Below are 21507 nucleotides of genomic sequence, written 5' to 3'. Positions count from 1 at the left end.
CGCGAAATGAGCCTTCCGGAAGTGCTGCTATGGGAGCAGCTTCGGGGGAAGAAAACCGGCGTAAAGTTCCGCCACCAGCATCCCATCGGTCCATACGTCTGCGACTTCTACTGCGCCGCCGCCAGGCTCGCGGTCGAAGTAGATGGCGAGTTCCACGGACGCGGCGACCGTCCCCAACGCGACGCCGATCGCGACCAGTTTTTCGAACAGAATGGCCACCGGGTGCTGCGAGTGGCGGCAGGCGACGTGCTGAGGGACATCGAGGCCGTGGTGACGATGATCGTATCGTCTGTGGCCCGCCCCCTCCACCAGCCTGCGGCCGGTCCCCCTCCCCGTGCCGGGGAGGAATGAGATGGACTTTATCGCGATCCTGTCGATCTTCGTGCTGGCGTGTTTCGTCGGGTATTTTGTCGTCTGGGCGGTGACGCCGGCGCTGCACACGCCGTTGATGGCGGTGACCAATGCGATCTCGTCGGTGATCATCGTCGGCGCGCTGATCGCCGCCGCTGCGGCCGGCATCGGCGCCGGATCGGGCGTCGCCAAGGCGCTCGGGCTGCTCGCGGTCGTGCTGGCGAGCATCAATATCTTCGGCGGTTTCGCGGTCACCGCGCGGATGCTGGCGATGTACAAGAAAAAGGAACGGCCGGTCGCGCCTGCCACGAGCAAGTGAGCGATACGGACGTGAAGGGGACGCGCGATGCATGAACTGACGGTCAGCCCCTGGGCATCGCTCGCCTATCTGGTCGCGGGGGTGTGCTTCATCCTCGCGCTGCGCGGGCTGTCGAGCCCGGCGTCGAGCCAGCGCGGCAATCGCTTCGGCATCATCGGCATGACGATCGCGGTCGTGACGACGCTGGTGACGCATGTGCCCTTCGTCCAGCATGCTCTGGTCGCGGACACCGGACCCACGATAGTCGTGCGCGCTATCGACTGGACCACCGTCGTCGAAATCCTCGCGGCGATCGGTGTCGGCGCCGCGATCGGCCTCGTCACCGCCCGCCGCATCGCGATGACCGCGATGCCGCAGCTCGTGGCCGCATTCCACTCACTGGTCGGGCTCGCCGCGGTGCTGGTCGGCGTCGCGGCGTATCTCAACCCGCAGGCATTCGGAATTTCTGATCTCGTCATTCCGCTGATCGGCCAGCCGTTCGCGGTCATTCACCCGGTCAGCCGGATCGAACTCGGCCTAGGCGTGGCGATCGGTGCGATCACCTTCTCCGGCTCGGTCATCGCGTTCCTGAAGCTCAACGGCAATATGGGCGGCAAGCCGATCATGCTGCCCGGCCGCCACGTCATCAACCTCGCGCTGCTCGCCGGCATCCTCGGCCTGATCGCCTACTTCGTCACCGACCAGGCCCCGTGGATCTTCTGGACTATCGTGATCCTGAGCTTCGTCATCGGCTTCCTGCTGATCGTGCCGATCGGCGGCGCGGACATGCCGGTGGTGGTCAGCATGCTCAATTCCTATTCGGGCTGGGCGGCCGCCGCGATGGGCTTCACGCTCCACAACAGTGCGATGATCATCACTGGCGCGCTGGTCGGCAGCTCGGGTGCGATCCTCAGCTACATCATGTGTCGCGCGATGAACCGCAGCTTCATCAGCGTGATCGCGGGCGGCTTCGGCGCGGTCGCGGACACCAGCGGCGGCGCGGTCGCGAGCGATCGGCCGTGGAAACGTGGCTCGGCGGAGGACGCCGCGTTCCTCATGAGCCAGGCGGAACAGGTCATCATCGTCCCCGGCTACGGGATGGCGGTCGCGCAGGCGCAGCACGTCCTGCGCGAGATGGGCGACAAGCTGAAGGCCGATGGGGTGCGCGTGAAATACGCGATCCACCCCGTCGCGGGCCGCATGCCGGGGCACATGAACGTGCTGCTGGCAGAGGCGAACGTGCCGTATGACGACGTGTTCGAGCTCGAGGACATCAACAGCGAGTTCGCACAGACCGACGTCGCGTTCGTGATCGGCGCGAACGACGTGACCAACCCGGCCGCCAAGACCGACAAGACGTCGCCGATCTACGGCATGCCCGTGCTCGACGTCGAGAAGGCAAAGACGGTATTGTTCATCAAGCGCTCGATGGGCGGAGTCGGCTATGCGGGGGTCGATAACGAGCTGTTCTACCGCGACAATACGATGATGCTGCTCGCCGACGCCAAGAAGATGGTCGAGGATATCGTCAAGGCGCTCGACTAGGTCGAACGCGACCTTGCTGGGAAGGCGTGAAAGTCCAACGAAACTCGACCCAGTTCGCGTGTGGCTTTGAGGATGATCGAGGTTAGTCTTCGCGACACAGCGGAGATGATCATGATCCTACCGGGCGGAGATCCTGCCGACACGCGTTACGATACCGGGATCGCCGCAGTCCTTGTCGCGCGTGCGGACGCGCCCGACCGGCTCGCCGCCGCGCTCGCCGCGATGGAGGGGCGCGTGGTCGCCAGGATCGACTGGCAGGCGCCATTTGGCCTGCACGCCGCACCGCAGGTCGTTGTGGTCGAGACCGCGGGGGTGGACGTCGCGGTTCTTGCCGAACACCTGCCGCGGATCGTCGAACGCGCTGCCGTGCTGGAGGCGGGGCTGGTGGTCGCGATGGGGAGCGACCAGATCGACGCGGTCGCGGCGGCGACGCTCGGGGGCGGGACGATCCTGCTGGTCGATCCAAGCGTTGCGGACTGCGTCGCGGCGATCGTCGTCGCCGCCGAACGTGCGCGCAGTCCCGCGGGCGTGTTCGATGTCGGGCGCGAGACCGATGGGACGCGATTGGAACGCTTGAACACCGAGGTTGCACGGATCGCCGAGGCGCTGGCACGGCTGACGCGCGCGGAGATCCAGGGCGATGCCTCCACAGCGCCGATCGTCGGCGATCGGACGAACCGCTACGGCGCGCCACCGTCGCTGGCCGAACCGAGCGCCGCCGATGTCCGGCGGGCGATCCGCGCGCGGCGGTTGCGCGACCAGTTCTTCGGCACCGCATTGTTCGAGGATCCGGGCTGGGACATGCTGCTCGATCTCTACGCCGCCGAACTCGAGCGGGGCCGCGTGTCGGTGTCGAGCCTGTGCATCGCCGCCGCGGTCGCGCCGACCACTGCGCTACGCTGGATCGCGCGGATGACCGACACCGGGCTGTTCGAACGCCGCCCCGACCTGCACGACCGACGGCGTGCGTTCATGGTGCTGTCGGACCGCGCGAGCGAGGCGATGCGCGGCTATATCGTGGCCACCAGAGGTGCCGACCTGCGGATTCCGTGACGGTCCGCGCCCTTTTAGCTTGCCCCGGCCGCCTGGCTTTGGCATCGCACTTTCACCCGAGAGGGGGCGATTAGCTCAGTTGGTAGAGCGTCTCGTTTACACCGAGAATGTCGGCGGTTCGAGCCCGTCATCGCCCACCATCCTTTTCCTTGACCATGCTGCGCTGTTGGTGCCGGCATGGGCCGGCAACACGAACTTCGGCGAATTTTTACCGTTGGTCGCGGTCGACCGTGCTTCGATCCTCGTCGTGCGGACGCCGGGCCAAAGCGAGTTTGCCGTCTCGAAGGTCGGGACGCTTACGTTCAACGCGGCGAACGCCGCCAACGCGATCATCCGCAACGAGATCACCTTCACGACTAAGGTGGCGGCGCGTGCGGTGCCGTGCAACGCGATGTTGATACCTACCAAGTCACCGAGCTTCGGTGCGACGTCGAGGTCACGCGCGCACTACAGTATCAGTTCCTGCCCTACTTCTCCGAACGTTTGCAGGATATAGTCGGGGACCGGCATTCCAGCAGCGTCGTCCATTTCTGCCGCGCTTGAACCGTTGCCGACAGCGACGTCATACCATCGATCGGCTAGCTCCTCCGCATCTGCCCGGGTCATCGGCTCGCGGGTTTGCTCCAGTATCATGTCGTTGAGAATGTCTGCGGCGTCTGTCATCGTACTCTCGTCGTCGGGGTCGTCGATAGCCAAACGCCTGAAAGACGAGATCGGCATCCCCGATCATGCGTAATTAGCAGTAACGCTCCGCGACGAGCGTAGCTGGTCGCCGCGCCAACGCAGGGAGCGGCCTTCGCCGCAATCGAGAGCATCGCGGTCAGCTGACGGCTGCCGATCGGCGCTAGCCGAAACGATACTCCCCATCCTGTCAGGCGTGCAGGTCGTGGCGATATGCCGCAACTTATCGATCGGTGGACGACTGGAGCATTGTCATGTCTGACTTGCTGAGATTTGGTCGAGGTGGGGCTGGCGCTTCCGGCCATTTCATCGGAAGGCGGAGCGGAGCGTGGTCTTTGCCCCGCGACGCTGTCTGCGAGGAACCTTACGACCCCTTCGCGTTCCCCCAGACGCAGGCGGACCAATGCGACGCCGGTACGGGCGAGCGCCAAATGCCGCCCATTGCGGCAGGCCGTTCTGGCAGGGAGGCAGCCAATCGCACGCGAGGCAACCAAAAGCACTGAATCGGCATATCTAAGAGGCGAGGCTGTTCCTCGGGCGCGTGTGCAGGGTCATCGCCCACCGCCCTCAAAGATCGCGGATCAGTCGCACTGCAACTGCGAGCCAGCCGGGATCTTCGATCTTCAGGGATTGCGAACCGGTATTCGGCGGTAACAGCGTCACCGCGCCACCGACGGCGATCAGCCTGCCGAACGCGAACCGGCCTGCTGGTTGCGGGACGAGTACGTCGCGATTGAGTGCGGTTGCGAAATCGGCGGGGGCCCGCATCGCGCACCAGATCACGTCACCGGTGCGATAGTCGCCAACCCCGCCCGCGACGGTGATCGCGATCTCGCCCGGCGCGACCTGGGGCGGTGGTGCCGTCGTGGTGCGACGCGGGGCATGCGCGCCGCGGTCGTCGAGGATCGCGGCGACGGGCAGGTCGGTACGGTCCGGCAATGTCACGAGATCCCCCGCCTCGACGCCCAGCGCTGCGGCGATCCGGTTGAGCCAGCCGATCGACACGGTGCGCGTGCCGGTCTCCAGCCGCCCGATCGTCTGCGCGGTGGTCGATGGATCGCAACGCTTGGCGACGTCCTCCAGCGTCAGTCCCTTTGCGCGCCGGACTTCGCGGATAGCGGTGATCATTGCAATGCGATCATCGAACGACTCCAAACCAGATGGGTTATTCTTCTGTCCTACAACCATGCGGATATGGCAACCGCCAAACGCAACGGGAGATGGCGGATGCGCGAACTGGTAGAGCGGACGGTCGATTCGGAGGGTGTTCCACAGCCGGCCGGCATGCGTCGCGGTCGTACCGTCACCGTGAACCTCGCGGAGTCGCCGCTCGGGTGGCTGCGGTCGCGCGCGCTGATCGACGTGAGGCAGTTCGAGGCGGGAGAGCGGCTGCGCGCGGATTACGAACGCGCGTCGATTGCGCCCAGCGTGACGATGCGCTGGGCGGAGCGCGTCGATGGGGGAGGCCATGACGGGCTCGATCCCACATCGGCGCAGATCGCGGCGAAGCGTCGGTTCGATGAAGCGCTGGCGGCGGCGGGGCCGGGGCTGGCGGATATCCTCTGGCGCGTGGTTTGTGCGGGGGAGGGGCTGCCGGTGGCCGAGAAGGCGTTGCAGTGGCCGGCGCGGGCGGGGCGGGTCGTGCTGACGCTCGCGCTCGATCGGTTGGCCGCGCATTATGGGATCGGTTAGGCGCTCGCATTGGTCCGCGAGCGTGACTAAGTGTCGAGCATGCGCTTCGACCTCATCAAATGCCACGGTTCCGGTAACGACTTTCCGCTGATCGACGCGCGCGCGTCGACGCTTGGCGATGCGGCTTGGGCTGCCGTTGCGCGGGCGTTGGCGGATCGCGCTGGGCCGGTGGGTGGCGACGGGCTCCTGCTGCTGACCGCCGGCGATGACACTCACGCGTTCGGGATGCGGATGTTCAATTCGGATGGTAGCGAGTCGGAGACGTGCCTCAACGGCCTGCGCTGCGTCGCGCGTGCGGGGTTTGCCGCTACGGGCTCCGAGTCCGCGATGGCGTTGCTGAAGACGAGCGACGCGACCGTGAAGCGCGACGCAGATATTGCCAAGGGCGTGTTCACCGTGCGCGAGATCGCTGGCCCCGCGTCTCTGGACGTCGCAGCGTGGCCGATGACCGTCGGGACCGATCGCATCGTCGATACGCGGATCGTGCCCTTACCGACGGACCGCGCCTTTACGGCCGTAGCAATGCCTAACCCCCATCTCATGACGTTCGTGGATGCCGTCGACGAAGCCGAACTCGTCCGCGTCGGTGAGGCGTGCGAGTCGGCACCCGACTGGCTGCCCAACCGCGCGAACGTCAGTTTCGTCGAGGTGCGTGGCCGCGACCTGTTCGTGCGGACGTTCGAGCGCGGCGTCGGGCTCACCGACAGCTGCGGCAGCGCGATGGCGGCATCGACCTATGCCGCCTGCCTGACCGGGCGGATCGCGTACGACATGCCGACGACGGTGTTCAACAAGGGCGGTCTGGTCCGTGCCGAGGCGAGCGAGGCGGCGATGGTGACGCTGTCGGGCAATGCGACGTTCGAGTGGACCGGCACGATCGAGGTCGATCTCGACACGGCGACCGCGAGCGACCTGGTCGTCACGCGGCGGCATGACGATGAGATCGCCGCCTGGGCAGGACTTCTCGCGACGATCTGAACGCCGGCTGCGTCCGCGCTCGCGGCGCGCCCGTATCTCCCCGCAGTGGCGCCGCACACCGGCTCCGCACGCAGGAGAGAAGCCATGAATCACTTCATTCGTACCGCGATCGTCGCGGCCGCAATTGCCGTCAGCGGCAGCGCCATCGTCGCAGCGCAGACCAACCCGATGGTCGGCGGCGCCGCGATGTACCCGACCAAGACGATCGTCGAGAACGCGGTCAATTCGAAGGACCACACCACGCTGGTGGTCGCGGTCAAGGCCGCCGGCCTCGTCGAGACGCTGTCGGGCCCGGGTCCGTTCACCGTGTTCGCGCCGACCAATGCGGCGTTCAAGAAGCTGCCGGCCGGCACCGTCGACACGTTGCTCAAGCCCGAGAACAAGGCGCAGCTCGCCAGCGTCCTGACCTATCACGTCGTCCCCGGCACGATCACCGCCGCCGATATCGCCGCCAAGGCGAAGGCGAACGGCGGCACCGCGACCTACACCACCGTGCAGGGCGAGCCGCTGATGTTCAAGAAGGTCGGCACCGGCTGGGGCATCATGGACGGCAAGGGCCACAAGGGCCGGATCACGATCGCCAACGTCATGCAGTCGAACGGCGTGATCCACGTCATCGACACGGTGATGCTGCCGTAATCGGTCATCCCGCGAGATAGCTGCCTCGGTTCCCCGCGAGGTGGTTTGCGTCGGGCCCGTTGCCGAGAGGTGACGGGCCCGATTGCGTTTTGAGTGCCGCGTTATCCCAGTTCCGTCATCCTGACGAAAGTCAGGATCCAGAGCCATGAAGGCCGACGCTCGTTACCCTGGATCCTGACTTTCGTCAGGATGACGGATGGGCGGGATTCATCCGATCAGCAGGCCCGCGAGCGCGGCCGACATCAAGTTCGCCAAGCTCCCCGCCGCCAGAGCGCGCAGGCCGAGCTTGGCAATCATCGGCCGCTGGTTCGGCGCGAGGCTGCCCGTCACCGCCATCTGGATCGCGATCGACGAGAAGTTCGCGAACCCGCACAGCGAGAAGGTGATGACCGCGATCGTCCGCGGGCTCAGCCCCTGCTGCGTGCCGAGCGAGATATATGCGACGAATTCGTTCAGCACGATCTTCTGCCCGAACAGCCCGCCGGCGATTCCCGCCTCGCTCCACGGCACGTTCAGCAGGAACATGATCGGCGCGAAGACATAGCCGAGCAGCCCCTGGAAGCTCAGCCCCGGCAGCCCGATCATGTTGCCGAGCCCACCGAGCAGGCCGTTGGCGAGCGCGACCAATGCGACGAACGCGAGTACCATCGCACCGACCGCGACGGCCAGGCGCACGCCTGTCTGCGCGCCCTGGGCTGCGGCCATGATCAGGTTGGCGGGCTTTTCCTCGTCGTGGGTCGCCTGCGGCATCGGTTCGCCCGCCGACGACTCGCCCGGCAGATCGCCGAGCGCGAGTTCGCCCTCGGGTGGCATCACGCGGTCGGGCATGATGATCTTCGCCATCAGGATGCCGCCCGGCGCCGCCATGAAGCTGGCCGCGAGCAGGTAATCGATCCGGATGCCCATCGACGCATACGCCGCGAGGATCGTGCCCGCGACGCCGGCCATCCCGCTGGTCATCACGGTGAACAGCTGCGCGGGGGTGAGACCCGCCAGATACGGCCGGATGACGAGCGGCGATTCACTCTGGCCCACGAAGATGTTCGCCGCCGCGCACAGCGATTCGACCTTCGAGACGCCGATGACCTTCTCGATGCCGCCGCCGACCCAGCGCACCACGAACTGCATGATGCCGAGATAATAGAGGATCGAGACGAGGCTGGCGAAGAAGATGATCACCGGCAGCGCGGCGATCGCGAAGCTCTGCCCGCCGATCTCTGGCGTCGCCATCTTGCCGAACAGGAACTCGGTGCCCTTCTGCGAATAGCCGAGCAAATTGGCGACCCCGCCGGACATCTCGCCGAGCACGACCTTGCCGAAGCTGGAATACAGCACGAGCACCGCGATCCCGGCCTGCAACGCGAACGCGGCGCCGACGATACGCAGGCGGATCGCGCGGCGGTCGCTCGACAGCAGCACGGCGATGCCGAGGATGACGGCGATGCCTGCAAGGCCGATGACTAGTCTTTCCATGGACGCCCTGCATTTTTGACTGACACGCGCGGCCCCCCGGCTGCGCAAGGGCGGGACATGACACGCCGTCGCGCGTGTCGCTAGTCATTTGACGGGGCGGCGGTTTTCGCTAGCGTCCCGCGCGATGGACAAACCACTTCCCGCGTTCCCGCGTTCGCTCTTCGTTTTCTCGGTGTTGTACGGCGGCATGGTGTGCATCGCCGGCGTGTTGGGGGTGAAGCAGGTCGCGCTCGGCCCGCTCGCGGTCGAGGCGGGGATCTTCGGGTTCCTCCTGCTGGTGGTGCTGAGCAGCGCGATTTCCGAGCTGCACGGCCAGAAGACCGCGACGTTCCTGGTGCGCCTCGGGTTCATTCCGCTGCTGATGTCGGCGGCGCTGATCCACCTGGTGCTGGCGCTGCCGCACGATCCGGGGATGTACCCGCCCGCGGTCGACGCGTTCCCGGTCGTGGTCGGGCAAAGCTCGCGGATGATGATCGCCGGGCTGATTTCCTACGGCATCTCGCAGACGCTCAACGTGCTGATCTTCTCGAAGCTGTCGGGACAGGTCGGCAGCGGCGAGGGCAAGCTGGTGTGGCTGCGCGGGATGATCGCGAGCATCATCTCGCAGATCATCGACACGATCCTGTTCATCACCATCTCGTTCCTCGGCGAACGGCCGATCGTCGCGCTGATGGAGGGGCAGATGCTGACCAAGGTCGTGCTGTCGATCGTGCTGGTGCCGTTCATGATCACCTTCTTCGTGAAACTGGGGCGGCGATTGGACCGGGTCTGACCCCTTCCGTCACCCTGACACCTCCCTCCGTCATCCTGACGAAAGTCAGGACCCAGAGCCACCAGAGACGCCGTTTGTGATCCTGGGTCCTGACTTTCGTCAGGATGACGGACTTGGTGATGCGCGGCGATGCTTTCGCTGGCCTCTCGCACTGGCTAAGGGACGCGGATGACTGATCACGCGCCCGATCCCGCCCTGCTCGCCAAGGCGGAAACGCTCACCGAGGCGCTGCCGTATCTGCAGCGTTATGCCGGCAAGACGTTCGTCGTGAAATACGGCGGCCACGCGATGGGCGACCCCGAACTGCAGCGCGATTTCGCCGAGGACATGGTGCTGTTGAAGGCGGTCGGCATCAACCCGGTCGTCGTCCACGGCGGCGGGCCGCAGATCGGCGCGATGTTGAAGCGGCTCGGCGTCGAATCGCGCTTCGTCGACGGCCTGCGCGTCACCGATGCGGAGACCGCGCAGATCGCCGAAATGGTCCTGGCGGGCTCGATCAACAAGGAAATCGTCGGCTGGATCGGCCAGGCGGGCGGCCGTGCGGTCGGCATATCGGGCAAGGACGCAGGCCTCGTCCTCGCGCAGAAAGTCGGCCACGGCCGCGAGCCCGACAAGCTCCAGGGGATCGAGCGCCACGTCGACCTGGGCTTCGTCGGCGAGCCGATCGCGGTCGACCGGACGATCCTCGACACGCTGATCGCCGCCGACATCATCCCGGTGATCGCGCCGATCGGCATCGGTGCCGACGGCCACACCTACAACATCAACGCCGACACGATGGCGGGCGCGATCGCCGCCGCGATGGGCGCCGCGCGCTTCTTCCTGCTGACCGACATCGTCGGCGTGCTCGACAAGGACGGCGAACTGCTCACCGACCTCGATCCCGCGCGGATCGCCGAACTGCGCGCCGACGGCACGGTGACCGGTGGCATGATCCCGAAGCTCGACACCTGCGTCGCAGCGGTCGAATCGGGCGTCGACGCCGCGGTCATCATCGACGGCCGCGTGCCCCACGCGATGCTGCTGGAGATCTTCACCAAGCAGGGTGCAGGCACGCTGGTCAGCGCGAACGGGCGCTCGCGGTAGGAGGGCACCTCTTTCCCGTCATCCTGACGAAAGTCAGGATCCAGGGCCACACACGGTAGCCTTCGTGACTCTGGATCCTGGGTCAAGCCCAGGATGACGGGGGTTGGGGGGACGTCCGGCGCGGCTCGCATCACCGGGCGCAGGCCAGGGACACCACAGGCCTTCTAGTTCTCCCTCGGCCACCTTATATCCGGACCACACCAGCGGAGACCCTTGCCTTGATCGCCCTTCTTCAGATCGTCCAGTTGCTGCTCAACCTCGTCTGGTGGGTCATCGTCATCCAGGCGGTGCTGTCGTGGCTGATCGCGTTCAACGTCATCAACACGCACAGCGATTTCGTCCGCACGGTCTGGAACGCGCTGCAGAAGATCACCGAGCCGCTCTATCGCCCGATCCGCCGCGTGCTCCCCGATTTCGGAGCGCTCGACCTGTCGCCGCTGGTCGTGCTGCTGATCCTCTACATCCTGACCAACATCGTCATCCCGAACATCGCGCAGAACTACCTCGTCGCAGCCTATTGATCGGGCCGACAGCCTGGCGCGCGGTCGATGACGGTCTGGCGATCGCCGTCCGGGTAACGCCGCGTGGCGGTCGCGATGCACTCGCCGCCGGGACGCCCGAGCATTTCGCCGCGCGACTGGCAGCGGCGCCCGTCGATGGCGCCGCGAACGCCGGGCTAATCGCCCTCGTCGCCAAGACCTTCGGCGTCCCCAAGCGTGCCGTCACCATCGTCTCCGGCGAAACCGCCCGCCTGAAGCGCCTGCACATCGCCGGCGACTCCACCGTACTGGCGGAAATCGCGTCCGCGCTCTATGGGCCGCGGGCATGAGCGCGACCATCATCGACGGCAAGGCCTTCGCCGCCGGCCTCCGGGCCCGTATCGCAGACGGCGTCACTGCCTTTCGGGCAAAGGCGGGCCGCGCGCCCGGGCTTGCCGTCGTGCTGGTCGGCGAGGACCCCGCCTCCAACGTCTACGTCCGATCGAAGGGCAGGGCGACGCGCGAAGCCGGGATGGAAAGCATCGAGCACCGCCTCCCCGCCGACGTCCCCGCCGAACACCTGCTCGCCCTGGTCGCGACGCTGAACTCCGATCCGACGATCGACGGAATCCTCGTCCAACTGCCCTTGCCGAAGCACATCGACGAGCAGGCGGTCATCTCCGCGATCGACCCCGACAAGGACGTCGACGGCTTCCACCCGATCAACGCCGGCCGTCTCGCAACCGGGCTGTCTGGCTTCGTCCCCTGCACGCCGTTCGGCTGCGTCATGCTGCTGAAGAGCGTGCTGCCGAGCTTGAGCGGGCTCGAAGCGGTCGTCGTCGGTCGCTCGAACATCGTCGGTAAGCCGATGGCGCAGTTGCTCCTCCGCGAAAGCTGCACCGTCACCGTCGTCCATAGCCGCACGCAGGACGTCCCCGCGCATATCCGCCGCGCGGACATCGTCGTCGCGGCGGTCGGTATCCCGCAGATGATCAAGGGCGACTGGCTGAAGCCCGGCGCGACCGTCATCGACGTCGGCATCAACCGCACCGATGCCGGCCTCGTCGGCGACGTCGATTTCGCCAGCGCATTCGAGGTTGCGGGGGCGATCACGCCGGTGCCGGGCGGTGTCGGGCCGATGACGATCGCCTGCCTGCTCCGCAACACGCTGGTCTCGGCGGGTCGTCGCGAAGGCGTCGCCATCGACGAGGCCGCACTGGATCGGACGGGCCTGTGATCGAACTCTACATCTCGTCGCTGATCACGTTCTTCGTGGTCATTGATCCCCCCGGCTGCGCACCGATCTATGCCGGGCTGTCGGCCGGTGCCTCGACCGTGCAGAAGCGCGCGATGGCGTTGCGCGCGGTCGGCGTGGCGGCGGCGATCCTGTTCGTGTTCGCGCTGTTCGGCGAGGCGTTGCTGAAAGGTCTCGGCATCAGCCTCGCCAGCTTCCGCATCGCCGGCGGCATCATGCTGTTCCTGATCGCGCTGGAAATGGTGTTCGAAAAGCGCACCGAACGCCGCGAGGATCGTGCCGCCAAGGTCGCGAGCGATCCCGAGGTCGAGGACGTCTCGATCTTCCCGATGGCGATGCCGATGATCGCTGGCCCCGGCTCGATCGCGTCGGTGATGCTGTTGATGAGCCGCAACAGCGGGCTCGAACGCTCGGCCGTGGTGCTCGGCGCGATGGTGACGATCCTGCTGCTGACTTTGGTCGCGCTGCTGGCGGCCGGCCCGATCATGCGGATCCTCGGCGCGAAGATCGAGGCGGTGATCACGCGGTTGCTCGGCGTGCTGCTGGCCGCGCTGGCGGTTCAGTTCGTGATCGACGGCCTGACCGAGGTGCTGCGCTAACTCCACGTCATCCTGGGCTCGACCCAGGATCCAGAGCCAAGAGCGGTATCGCCAATGGCTCTGGATCCTGACTTTCGTCAGGGTGACGGGAGGTCAGTCCACCTTGAACAACCGCAACGGCGACTTCGCCGGCAGCGGGAGCGGCGTCAGCCACGCCGGCACCTCGTTATTCGCCATCTGCGCATAGAACCCCTTCGGACTGCGCGCCTTGTAGTTCGTCGACTCCGCCGCATTCGGGCACAGCAGCAGCATCGTCGCGCCATGCCGCTTGATGATCGCATGCGCCTGGTCCGGCGTGCCGCCGAACGCATGCTGCACGTCGAGGATCGCATCGCCGTTGCGGTGGTACGGCCCCGCCACCGCATCGTGGTGCGTGATCGTGATCAGCCGCGGCCCCATGTCGACGAAGGTGAACACGGTCTGCGCAGGGTATGTGTTCAGCGCGAGCAGCACGGTCGTCCGCAGGCAGTTGCCCGTCGCCATGTTGACGCGCTTCTCATACGGCTTCGGCCGATCGATCGGAAAATACTGGATCACCATCCCGGCAAACAGCCCCGACACGATCAGGAACGCACCGACCGTCCCCAGCACGCGCACCGCCACCGACCGGTTGCCGAGCAGCCGCGGCAGGATCAGCCACCCGAGCGCGGTCGCCCCCGGAATCGCCAGCAACTGCGCCGCCGGTCCGGCACGGACCTGCCACAACAGCATCGCGCACGCGAACGCCGTGAACAGCGCCACCGCCGCCCAGCCCACGGCTCGGTCGTCGCGACGCGCACGCCAGGCGGCAAGGATCGCCCCGATCAGCCCGATGATCGGCAGCGTCGCCAGCGCGAACCCGACCCGGAAACTATGCTTGTAGATCGGCTTGGCCTCGCGGACATTGTCCAGCCAGTTGCGTTGCAGCTCGGGCGAGATCCCCTCGGGCCGCCCGAGGCACTGCGGAAACACGAGCGCAAAGCCCGCAACGATCGCCGCACCCGCGACCACCGCCAGTGCCAGCCGAGCCCCCCGCGACGACGGACCGAACCGCGCGAGCAAAAACAGCAGCATCCCCGCCGCAATCATCACGCTCAACCACACCGGCGTCAGCGCGTCGCAGCGCATCGCCTGGTTGGCGTTCGACGCGAACAGTGCGAACCCCAGCGTGCTGCCGCCGCCGAGCGTCAGCGCATAGATCGACAGCCGCTCGGCCTCCGACCGATCCCACACCCAGCGAAGCGCGATGATCGCCCCCGCCATAGCTGCATACGGCAACAGCTCGAGCCCGATCGACAGCGACACCGCGCTTGCGATCCCGACCATCGCGCCACCGCGCCGCCCGTTCGTATCGCACAGCCCGGCAACCGTCAGGCTCAGCATGGCCAGCTGCCAGCCGTGATGATCGATCCGCTCGGGCATGAACATCAGCATCGTGCCCGTCGCGCCGACCATGATCACGACCGCGAGGGGCCACGCATACGAGCTGATCAGCCGCCGCACGGTTGCGCCGATGCCCAGCATCGCGATCGACAGCGGCAGCAACGGTGCGATCCCGCACGCCAGCCGCTCCGCCCAGCTGTTGCTGGTGAACAGGCGGAAGAACAGGATCAGCCCAGCGATCGGCAGGTCGACGATCCGGCTCCAGTGGATGTCGAACCCGACCGGCGGGTTCATCCGGTAGTTGCGCAGATCGTACCAGCCCTGGCCGTCCAGCAGCGCACGGACCTGCATCAGCCGCATGTTGTCGTCGGTATCGCCGAGCGACAGCCAGCGGATCTGGCCCCAGCGATCGAACATCGACCACGCCGCCACCGCCACCCAGGCGAGCAGCGTCAACGCGATCCAATGCCGATCGAGTTCGTCCAGCAACGTCCGCCGCTGAAGTGGTGCCTGATCCAAAACGCTTTCCTCCAGCCCGCACGCACTCTAGATGCGCGGGCGTATCTCAAGCGTCGCTCTATCGCGGTGTCCGTAAAGAACAAGGCACCGGCGCGATCGCCGGAGGGTAAAGAACAAGGCGGGCATGCAGGCGATTTGGCGACAGATGGAGCAGATGCGGGCGAGCGGCGTGCTCGGCCAGCTCGTGCGCTTCGGAATCGCCGGCGGGATTTCCAGCGTCGTGTATTCGCTCGTCTACCTGCCGCTGACCGCGTATGTCTTTCCGCCACGCCAGGCGGTGGCGGCGGTACCGTTCGCCTTCGTGGTCGCCGTCGTGGTCGGATTCTTCCTGCACAGCCGCTGGAGCTTCAAGGGGCACGCCAAGGAGCCGGGCGCCGGGCGGCATTTTAAGTTCGTGATCGTTCAGGCCGCCGGGCTGAGTCTCAATGCGGCCATCACGTGGATTGGCACCGCGCTGCTTCATCTGCACCCGTGGATCCCGCTGGTTCCCGCCGTGCTTCTTGCCGCGATCCTGAGCTTCGTGCTCAACCGTCTTTGGGTTTTCAACTGACATGAAATTCAATCTCAGGGCCGACACTTAATGGATCGCATCGTCTACGACCGGATGGCCGCCCACGACTCCACCCACTGGTGGTACCGCGCACGCCGCGACATCCTCGCCGATTACCTGACCCGCTACGGCGCGTTGCCGAAGGATGCGAAGATCCTCGAGATCGGCTGCGGCACCGGCCACAATTTGCCGATGCTCGCCGCGTTCGGCAGCATCGACGCGATCGAGATCGATCCGGCCGCGCGCGAGATCGCCAGCGAACGCCTCGGCAAACCGGTCGGCGCGGCCCCCTTGCCCGAACTCCCCGGCGTACCCCGCGCGCACTACGACCTGATCGCGGTGCTCGACGTGGTCGAACATATCGAGGACGACGTCGCCGCGCTGAAGGCGATGGCGGATTGCCTCGCGCCCGGCGGCAAGATCCTGATCGCGGTGCCGGCGCACCAGTGGATGTGGAGCGCACACGACACCGTGAACCACCACCACCGCCGCTATTCGAAGGCCACGCTCAAGACAGCGATCGAGACGGCGGGCCTGAAGCCCGAAAAGCTCGGCTATTTCAACTCGCTGCTCTTCCCGCTAGCGGCCGCGGCGCGGATCGCCGGACGCCTTTCGGGTCGCGACGACAGCGACGATTCCCCGCCACCCAAGCTGGTAAACGCGCTGTTCGAGAAGATCTTCCGCCTGGAACGCCACATGGTCGGTCGCCTGCCGATGACCCCGGGCGTCTCGATCGTGACGCTGGCGGTGCCGCGGTAAACTTATCGCACATCTTGCGCCGGATCGTTACCGCCGCCCCTGACCCGTTCGTCCTGAGCGAAGTCGAAGGACATGCCCCGCGCGCAAGTGCTTCGACTTCGCTCAGCACGAACGGAAAGTGGAGGCTGCGATGCATTTCCACCACCACCCCGGCGGAGGCCGGGGCCCAGTTGGGGGACGTTGCTAACTTCGGGCGCGCTTCGTCACTGCGACCTTGCCAACTGGGCCCCGGCCTTCGCCGGGGTGGTGCAATCGCTAAATGGTGTGATCGGGAGGTAGCGTTCTGGGCCCCTGGACCCCCGCGTTCGCGAGGGAACGGTTATTCAGGCAACAGCACCACGTCCACCGGTTCCGCACGAAACCCCAAGGTCGCCTTCCCCTGGATCGGCCCCGCCACGTCCGCGACGATATACAGCGGCCGGCGCTTGGACTCGACGTACAGTCGTCCGAGATACTCGCCGATCATTCCCAACACGAACATCTGCACCGCGCCGAGGAACACGGTCACTAGCATCGTCGAGGTCCAGCCCTGCACCGCACTGCCCGACAGCCAACCAATCGCGATATAGACGAATAGCAAAAGCGACACGCCGGTCAGCGCCAGCCCGGCATGGCTCGCGAACCGCAACGGTGCAGTCGAAAAGCCGGTAACGGCGTCAAACGCGAGGCGGATCATCTTCGCCAGCGGATAGTTCGTCTCGCCCGCGAGCCGCTCGGCGCGGTCGTAGGGGAAGGGGACCTGCTTGAAGCCAATCCAGGCGACCATGCCGCGGATGAAGCGCGCCTGCTCCGGCATCGACAGGAATGCATCCAGCGCGCGCCGGCTCATCAGGCGGAAGTCGCCGGTGTCGAGCGGGATCGGCGTCTCGGTCATCCGGGTCAGTAGACGGTAGAAGGCGGCGGCGGTGGCTTTCTTGAACACCGTTTCGCCGGCGCGCTGGCGGCGAACGGCATAGACGACGTCGGCCTGGCTTGCCGCCATCGCCGCGCGCATGTCGGACAGGAGTTCGGGGGGGTCCTGGAGATCGGCGTCGATGATCAGGATCTGCTCGCCTGCGCACAGGTCGAGTCCGGCGGTCAGGGCGAGCTGGTGGCCGTGGTTGCGCGAGAGGTTGATCGCGACCAGCCGCGGATCGGCGGCGGCGAGGCGCTGCATCACCGGCCAGCTGTCGTCGCGCGAGCCGTCGTTGATCAGGACGATCTCGTAATCGTCGCCAACCGCGACCTTCGCCGCACCGGAAATACGCGCGTGCAGGATGTCGAGGCACGCAGCCTCGTTATAGCAGGGGACGACAATCGAAAGAGACGGGCGGTTCATCCGGCCCGTCTAGCGGTCGCCATGTGTAGTGCGCAACAAATCCTACACCCGCTCCACCGTATGCACCGCATCCGCCGCCCGCAGCCCGGCCATCAACCGCATCAACTGCTGCACGTCGTGCACCTCGACGTCGATCTCGTTGGTGTGGAAGCTCTTGTCGCGCGTATCGAGCCGCAGGTTGATGATGTTCGCCTTATGCCCGCCGATGATCGTCGAGACGATGCCGAGCGAGCCCGGCTCGTTCTTCACCATCACCGATATGCGTGCGACGGCGCCCTCGGTCTCGTCGCCCCAGGCCACGTCGACCCAGTCGGTCTCGTTTTCCGATCGCTCGGCGAGTTCGGCGAGGACCTTGCAGTCGATCGCGTGGACCTCGATCCCGGCATCGGGCCGGCGCAACCCGACGATGCGGTCGCCCGGCACGGGGTGGCAGCATGTCGCCAGGTCGTAGGCGACGCCGGGGGTAAGCCCCTTGATCGAGATCGCGCTCGATTGCGGCGCCAGCGCGTGCGTCACGTCGGCACCGGCGGAGCCGGGCATCAGCGCTTCCATTACGGCCGCATCGGACAAGGTGCGCCGGGCGATCGCGACCATCAGCGATGAATCGTCGGGCAGCTTCAGCCGCTTCAGCGCGTGGCTCAGCGCATCGGTGCCGATCTGCGCGGGGAGTCTGGTGACGATGTCGTCGTACAAGGTCTGGCCGAGCGCGATCTGCTCGACGCGCTCCTTCTGACGCAGGTGCCGGCGGATCGCGGCGAGCGCCTTGCCGGTGGTCGCGACGTTGAGCCATTGCGGCTGCGGCGATTGGCCCTTCGAGCGCAGGATCTGAACCTGGTCGCCATTCTCGATCACCGTCGACAGCGGCACGACGCGGCCGTTGACCTTCGCGCCGACCGCCTGGTCGCCGAGATCGGTGTGCACCGCGTACGCGAAGTCGATCGAGGTGGCGCCCTTGGGCAGCTGGATCAGCTCGCCCTTCGGCGTGAACGCGAAGATGCGATCGGTATACATCGCCATCCGCGTGTGTTCGAGCAGCTCTTCCGGGCTCTCGGCGGTATCGAGAATCTCGACGAGATCGCGGATCCAGCTGACCTGGCGGTCGCTGCCGTTGATCTGCTGCTTGTACGCCCAGTGCGCCGCCAGCCCGAACTCGGCCTGTGCATGCATGTCGGCGGTACGGATCTGGATCTCGATCCGCGCGCTGTCGGCGTGGATCACCGACGTGTGCAGCGAGCGATAGCCGTTGCGCTTGGGCGTCGAGATGTAATCCTTGAACCGGCCCGGCACCATCGGCCAGCGCTGGTGGATGATCCCGAGCACGCGGTAACAATCCTCCTCGGTCGGCACGATCGCGCGGAACGCCATCACGTCGGACAACTGCTCGAAGCTGATGTGTCGCTCGGACATCTTTCGGAAGATCGAATAGGGATGCTTTTCGCGTCCCGAAATCTCTGCCTCGACCCCGGCGCGCGACAGCACCAGTTTCAGGCCTGAGGCGATCTTGGCGATGCGGTCGCCATCGCCCTGCTTGAGCTGTTCGAGGCGGCGGTTGATCGATTCGGAGGCTTCGGGCTCGAGCTGTTCGAACGCCAGCGACTGCATCTCGCGCATGAACTCGTACATGCCGATCCGCTCGGCGAGCGGCGCGTAGATGTCCATCGTCTCCTTGGCGATGCGACGGCGCTTCTCGGGCTTCGAGATGTGATGCAGCGTCCGCATGTTGTGGAGGCGGTCGGCGAGCTTGACCAGCAGCACGCGGATGTCGTCGGACATCGCAAGCAGGAATTTCCGCAGGTTCTCCGCGGCGCGCTCGTTCTCGGTCTGCGCCTCGATCTTGCTGAGCTTGGTCACGCCATCGACCAGCCGCGCGACGGAGGCGCCGAACAGCCGCTCGATCTCCTCGGGCGTGGCGACCGTATCCTCGATCGTGTCGTGGAGGATCGCGGTGGCGATCGTCTCCGCGTCTAGGTGCAGATCGGTGAGGATTCCTGCCACCTCGATCGGATGGCTGAAATACGGATCGCCGGACGCGCGCTTCTGGCTCCCATGTGCCTGCATCGAGAAGACATAGGCGCGGTTCAGCATCGCCTCGTCGGCGTCGGGATCGTAGTCGAGGACGCGATCGACCAGTTCATATTGGCGCAGCACGCGCCATAGATGGGGCCGGGCGAGGACTTTTGGCAACAAAAAGCGTCGCATCACTGTGATCTAGTGGCTGCGTCAGTCGTTAGCGGGCGGGGGCGCATAACGCAGGATAAGCGGGCCGTTTCGCTTCGGCGGGTTATGCGGTACGCTCGCCGACGGATGAGGATGACGTGATGGGCAAACTGCGCGAACCATTGCTGGAATGCAGCCTGCCCGCCGCGCTGGAGGCGATGGGCGAGCGCTGGTCGTTCCTGATCCTGCGCGCGTCGTTCAATGGCCTGCACCATTTCGAGGAGTTCCAGTCGGAACTGGGGATTGCGCGCAATATCCTCGCGAACCGGCTGGCGCGGCTGGTCGAGCACGGGATCCTGGAGCGGCAACCTATCCCGGAGGATCGGCGCAAGATCGCCTACGGTCTGACCGACAAGGGTTTCGCGTTGCTGCCGACGATGATCGCGCTGCGGCAATGGGGCGAGCGGTGGGAGACGTGCGTGCCGGCGTTCCCGATCCTGGTCGACGCGCGTGATCGGCGGCCGTTGCAGCCGGTGTCGGTGCGGTCGCATGACGGGCGCGTGCTGGGGAAGGGCGACCTGATCTGGGCGCTTCCGGGGGAAGTTGCAGGGGATGGGGTCGAGGCTGAGGCCGAGGCGGCGGAGTAACTGCCTTCTCCCTCTCTTCTTTGTTCTCCCGCGAAGGCGGGAGCCCAGTCTGGACCCCCGCCTTCGCGGGGGAACATGCTTTCTTCGTGTTATTGGGTCGGTAGCGCTTCCAGCACCGTGCGGATCACGTCCGGCAGCGGGACTGGGCGGCCGGTCTCCAGATCGACATGCACGCTAACCATGGTGATGACGGTGTGCAATTCCCCGGTCTCCGCATGCGCGAGCTCGAACCGCTTTGTCAGGCTGGTCGTCCCAAGCTTCTCGACCCGCACGAACGCCTCGATCGTATCGCCTAGGCGGAACGGCTTTAGGTAGTCGATTTCCGTCCGCCGCACGTTGAACTCGGTGGTCGGCCAGACGTCCGGCAGAGCCTCCGCGATCCCGGTCCATTCCCAGAACTCGGTGACCGCGACGTCGGCATATTCGAGATAGCGCGAGTTGAAGACGATGCGCTGGCCGTCGATCTCGGCATAGCGCACGCGGAACCGTGTCGAGAAAGCGAAGCCCGGCCGCATGTCAGAAGATGAGCTTCACGCCGACCAGCGCCAGCACGGTCGCGAGCACGGGAACCAAGACGCGGTCCGAGACGCGCGTCGCGATCAGGCTGCCGACGATGATGCCAGGGATCGAGCCGATCAGCAGCGACACGAGCAGATCGACGTCGACCGAGCCGAGGATCCAGTGGCCGATCCCGCCGAGCAGCGTCAGCGGCACCGCGTGGGCGATGTCCGACCCGACCAGCCGGTTGATCGGCAACGTCGGGTAGAGGATCAACAGCGCAGTCATGCCCAGCGCGCCGGCGCCGACCGAGGTCAGCGACACCAGCACGCCGAGCACCGCGCCGAGCAGTATCGTCAGCATTGCCTGGCGCTCGCCGCCGACCGTGCCGATGCGCGGCGTCAGCCACGCGACGATCTTGCCGCGGAAGAACGTCGCGACCGCCGACAGGATCAGCGTCACGCCGAGCACGACCGTGATCGCGTGGCCGGTGTCGGACGACTTTTCGCCGAGATGGTTGAGCACGAGCAGCGTCGCGATCGCCGCGGGGACGCTGCCGGTCGCGAGCCGGCGTACGACCTGCCAGTCGACCGTACCGCGCCAGCCGTGGACCGTCGTGCCGACCGTCTTGGTCGCCGAGGCGTAGAGCAGGTCGGTGCCGACCGCGGTGGCTGGGTGGAAGCCGAAGACGAGCACCAGCAGCGGCGTCATCAGCGACCCGCCGCCGACACCCGTCAGCCCGACGATGAGGCCGACGAGCACGCCGGCCACCGAATATAACAGGTTGATATCCACG

The 21507-nt window shown here is 66.2% G+C and carries 24 protein-coding genes and 1 tRNA gene; 17 read left to right on the top strand and 8 right to left on the bottom strand.

Annotated features, from left to right (window positions below; all coding sequences use genetic code 11):
• Positions 1 to 6 precede the first annotated feature (6 nt).
• From C8J47_RS15165 to C8J47_RS15145, 5 genes are all read left to right on the top strand, one after another.
• A complete protein-coding gene (locus C8J47_RS15165) occupies positions 7 to 351 on the top strand; it encodes an endonuclease domain-containing protein (RefSeq protein WP_259467587.1) in 345 nt (114 codons plus the stop codon).
• 1 nt (position 352) lies between these two features.
• Positions 353 to 670: an NAD(P) transhydrogenase subunit alpha gene (locus tag C8J47_RS15160; RefSeq protein WP_056487475.1), complete on the top strand. Its 318-nt coding sequence runs from the start codon at positions 353 to 355 to the stop codon at positions 668 to 670.
• Between the two features lie 27 nt (positions 671 to 697).
• Entirely contained in the window at positions 698 to 2194 is a 1497-nt protein-coding gene (locus C8J47_RS15155) for an NAD(P)(+) transhydrogenase (Re/Si-specific) subunit beta (protein WP_121886378.1), read from the top strand.
• A 111-nt stretch (positions 2195 to 2305) separates the two neighbouring features.
• Entirely contained in the window at positions 2306 to 3247 is a 942-nt protein-coding gene (locus C8J47_RS15150; RefSeq protein ID WP_220683391.1) for a hypothetical protein, read from the top strand.
• 64 nt (positions 3248 to 3311) lie between these two features.
• A tRNA-Val gene (locus tag C8J47_RS15145) sits at positions 3312 to 3387 on the top strand.
• 307 nt (positions 3388 to 3694) lie between these two features.
• Here C8J47_RS15145 and C8J47_RS15140 read toward each other — a convergent pair.
• Complete coding sequence (locus C8J47_RS15140; RefSeq protein ID WP_147454346.1) at positions 3695 to 3910, bottom strand: hypothetical protein; 216 nt, start codon at positions 3908 to 3910, stop codon at positions 3695 to 3697.
• A 585-nt stretch (positions 3911 to 4495) separates the two neighbouring features.
• Positions 4496 to 5056 carry a helix-turn-helix domain-containing protein gene (locus C8J47_RS15135; RefSeq protein ID WP_121886518.1) on the bottom strand — a complete coding sequence of 187 codons (561 nt, stop codon included), beginning with the start codon at positions 5054 to 5056 and terminating at the stop codon, positions 4496 to 4498.
• A 99-nt stretch (positions 5057 to 5155) separates the two neighbouring features.
• Here C8J47_RS15135 and C8J47_RS15130 point away from each other — a divergent pair, with 99 nt between their 5' ends.
• The 3 genes from C8J47_RS15130 (at position 5156) to C8J47_RS15120 (ending at position 7237) form a co-directional block, all read left to right on the top strand.
• The gene (locus C8J47_RS15130) at positions 5156 to 5620 is read left to right on the top strand and encodes a DUF6456 domain-containing protein (RefSeq protein ID WP_121886375.1); all 465 of its coding nucleotides are present in this window, start codon (positions 5156 to 5158) and stop codon (positions 5618 to 5620) included.
• A 39-nt stretch (positions 5621 to 5659) separates the two neighbouring features.
• Positions 5660 to 6598, top strand: coding sequence for a diaminopimelate epimerase (gene dapF, locus C8J47_RS15125; RefSeq protein ID WP_121886374.1), 939 nt, complete (start codon positions 5660 to 5662; stop codon positions 6596 to 6598).
• A gap of 84 nt (positions 6599 to 6682) precedes the next feature.
• On the top strand, positions 6683 to 7237 hold the full coding sequence (locus tag C8J47_RS15120; protein WP_121886373.1) for a fasciclin domain-containing protein: 555 nt from the start codon (positions 6683 to 6685) through the stop codon (positions 7235 to 7237).
• Positions 7238 to 7444: 207 nt separating this feature from the next.
• Here C8J47_RS15120 and C8J47_RS15115 read toward each other — a convergent pair whose 3' ends face one another.
• Entirely contained in the window at positions 7445 to 8710 is a 1266-nt protein-coding gene (locus C8J47_RS15115) for a NupC/NupG family nucleoside CNT transporter (RefSeq protein WP_121886372.1), read from the bottom strand.
• A gap of 124 nt (positions 8711 to 8834) precedes the next feature.
• Between C8J47_RS15115 and C8J47_RS15110 the strand changes: the two genes are divergently transcribed.
• The 6 genes from C8J47_RS15110 to C8J47_RS15085 all read left to right on the top strand — a co-directional run bounded on the left by C8J47_RS15110 (position 8835) and on the right by C8J47_RS15085 (position 12901).
• The gene (locus C8J47_RS15110; RefSeq protein ID WP_121886371.1) at positions 8835 to 9482 is read left to right on the top strand and encodes a queuosine precursor transporter; all 648 of its coding nucleotides are present in this window, start codon (positions 8835 to 8837) and stop codon (positions 9480 to 9482) included.
• Between the two features lie 168 nt (positions 9483 to 9650).
• Positions 9651 to 10568 carry an acetylglutamate kinase gene (argB, locus tag C8J47_RS15105; protein WP_121886370.1) on the top strand — a complete coding sequence of 306 codons (918 nt, stop codon included), beginning with the start codon at positions 9651 to 9653 and terminating at the stop codon, positions 10566 to 10568.
• A gap of 218 nt (positions 10569 to 10786) precedes the next feature.
• A complete protein-coding gene (locus tag C8J47_RS15100) occupies positions 10787 to 11089 on the top strand; it encodes a YggT family protein (RefSeq protein WP_060526004.1) in 303 nt (100 codons plus the stop codon).
• Positions 11086 to 11397: a DUF167 family protein gene (locus tag C8J47_RS15095; protein WP_259467586.1), complete on the top strand. Its 312-nt coding sequence runs from the start codon at positions 11086 to 11088 to the stop codon at positions 11395 to 11397. Before C8J47_RS15100 ends, C8J47_RS15095 begins: the two co-directional genes overlap by 4 nt.
• Entirely contained in the window at positions 11394 to 12284 is an 891-nt protein-coding gene (folD, locus tag C8J47_RS15090; protein WP_121886369.1) for a bifunctional methylenetetrahydrofolate dehydrogenase/methenyltetrahydrofolate cyclohydrolase FolD, read from the top strand. The genes C8J47_RS15095 and folD overlap by 4 nt, the downstream gene beginning before the upstream one ends.
• The gene (locus C8J47_RS15085; RefSeq protein ID WP_121886368.1) at positions 12281 to 12901 is read left to right on the top strand and encodes a MarC family protein; all 621 of its coding nucleotides are present in this window, start codon (positions 12281 to 12283) and stop codon (positions 12899 to 12901) included. Before folD ends, C8J47_RS15085 begins: the two co-directional genes overlap by 4 nt.
• 93 nt (positions 12902 to 12994) lie before the next feature.
• Here C8J47_RS15085 and C8J47_RS15080 read toward each other — a convergent pair whose 3' ends face one another.
• Complete coding sequence (locus C8J47_RS15080; protein ID WP_183129131.1) at positions 12995 to 14782, bottom strand: AcrB/AcrD/AcrF family protein; 1788 nt, start codon at positions 14780 to 14782, stop codon at positions 12995 to 12997.
• A 124-nt stretch (positions 14783 to 14906) separates the two neighbouring features.
• Between C8J47_RS15080 and C8J47_RS15075 the strand changes: the two genes are divergently transcribed.
• On the top strand, positions 14907 to 15332 hold the full coding sequence (locus tag C8J47_RS15075) for a GtrA family protein (RefSeq protein ID WP_183129130.1): 426 nt from the start codon (positions 14907 to 14909) through the stop codon (positions 15330 to 15332).
• A 30-nt stretch (positions 15333 to 15362) separates the two neighbouring features.
• Complete coding sequence (locus tag C8J47_RS15070; RefSeq protein WP_121886366.1) at positions 15363 to 16091, top strand: bifunctional 2-polyprenyl-6-hydroxyphenol methylase/3-demethylubiquinol 3-O-methyltransferase UbiG; 729 nt, start codon at positions 15363 to 15365, stop codon at positions 16089 to 16091.
• Positions 16092 to 16410: 319 nt separating this feature from the next.
• Here C8J47_RS15070 and C8J47_RS15065 read toward each other — a convergent pair whose 3' ends face one another.
• Both C8J47_RS15065 and C8J47_RS15060 read right to left on the bottom strand, forming a co-directional pair.
• Positions 16411 to 17409, bottom strand: a complete 999-nt coding sequence (locus tag C8J47_RS15065) for a glycosyltransferase family 2 protein (RefSeq protein WP_121886365.1) — start codon at positions 17407 to 17409, stop codon at positions 16411 to 16413.
• A gap of 42 nt (positions 17410 to 17451) precedes the next feature.
• Complete coding sequence (locus C8J47_RS15060; RefSeq protein WP_121886364.1) at positions 17452 to 19557, bottom strand: bifunctional (p)ppGpp synthetase/guanosine-3',5'-bis(diphosphate) 3'-pyrophosphohydrolase; 2106 nt, start codon at positions 19555 to 19557, stop codon at positions 17452 to 17454.
• A 170-nt stretch (positions 19558 to 19727) separates the two neighbouring features.
• Here C8J47_RS15060 and C8J47_RS15055 point away from each other — a divergent pair, with 170 nt between their 5' ends.
• On the top strand, positions 19728 to 20213 hold the full coding sequence (locus C8J47_RS15055) for a helix-turn-helix domain-containing protein (protein ID WP_121886363.1): 486 nt from the start codon (positions 19728 to 19730) through the stop codon (positions 20211 to 20213).
• Between the two features lie 89 nt (positions 20214 to 20302).
• Here the strand turns inward: C8J47_RS15055 and C8J47_RS15050 are convergent, their stop codons facing one another.
• Together C8J47_RS15050 and C8J47_RS15045 are read right to left on the bottom strand one after the other, a co-directional pair.
• The gene (locus tag C8J47_RS15050) at positions 20303 to 20728 is read right to left on the bottom strand and encodes a thioesterase family protein (RefSeq protein ID WP_121886362.1); all 426 of its coding nucleotides are present in this window, start codon (positions 20726 to 20728) and stop codon (positions 20303 to 20305) included.
• Position 20729: 1 nt separating this feature from the next.
• The gene (locus C8J47_RS15045; protein ID WP_121886361.1) at positions 20730 to 21506 is read right to left on the bottom strand and encodes a sulfite exporter TauE/SafE family protein; all 777 of its coding nucleotides are present in this window, start codon (positions 21504 to 21506) and stop codon (positions 20730 to 20732) included.
• Position 21507 lies beyond the last annotated feature (1 nt).

It is taken from the genome of Sphingomonas sp. PP-F2F-G114-C0414 (assembly GCF_003688595.1).
GTDB lineage: Bacteria > Pseudomonadota > Alphaproteobacteria > Sphingomonadales > Sphingomonadaceae > Sphingomonas.
Note: the sequence above shows the minus strand (reverse complement) of the source record. Positions and strands in the feature narration are given on the sequence as shown.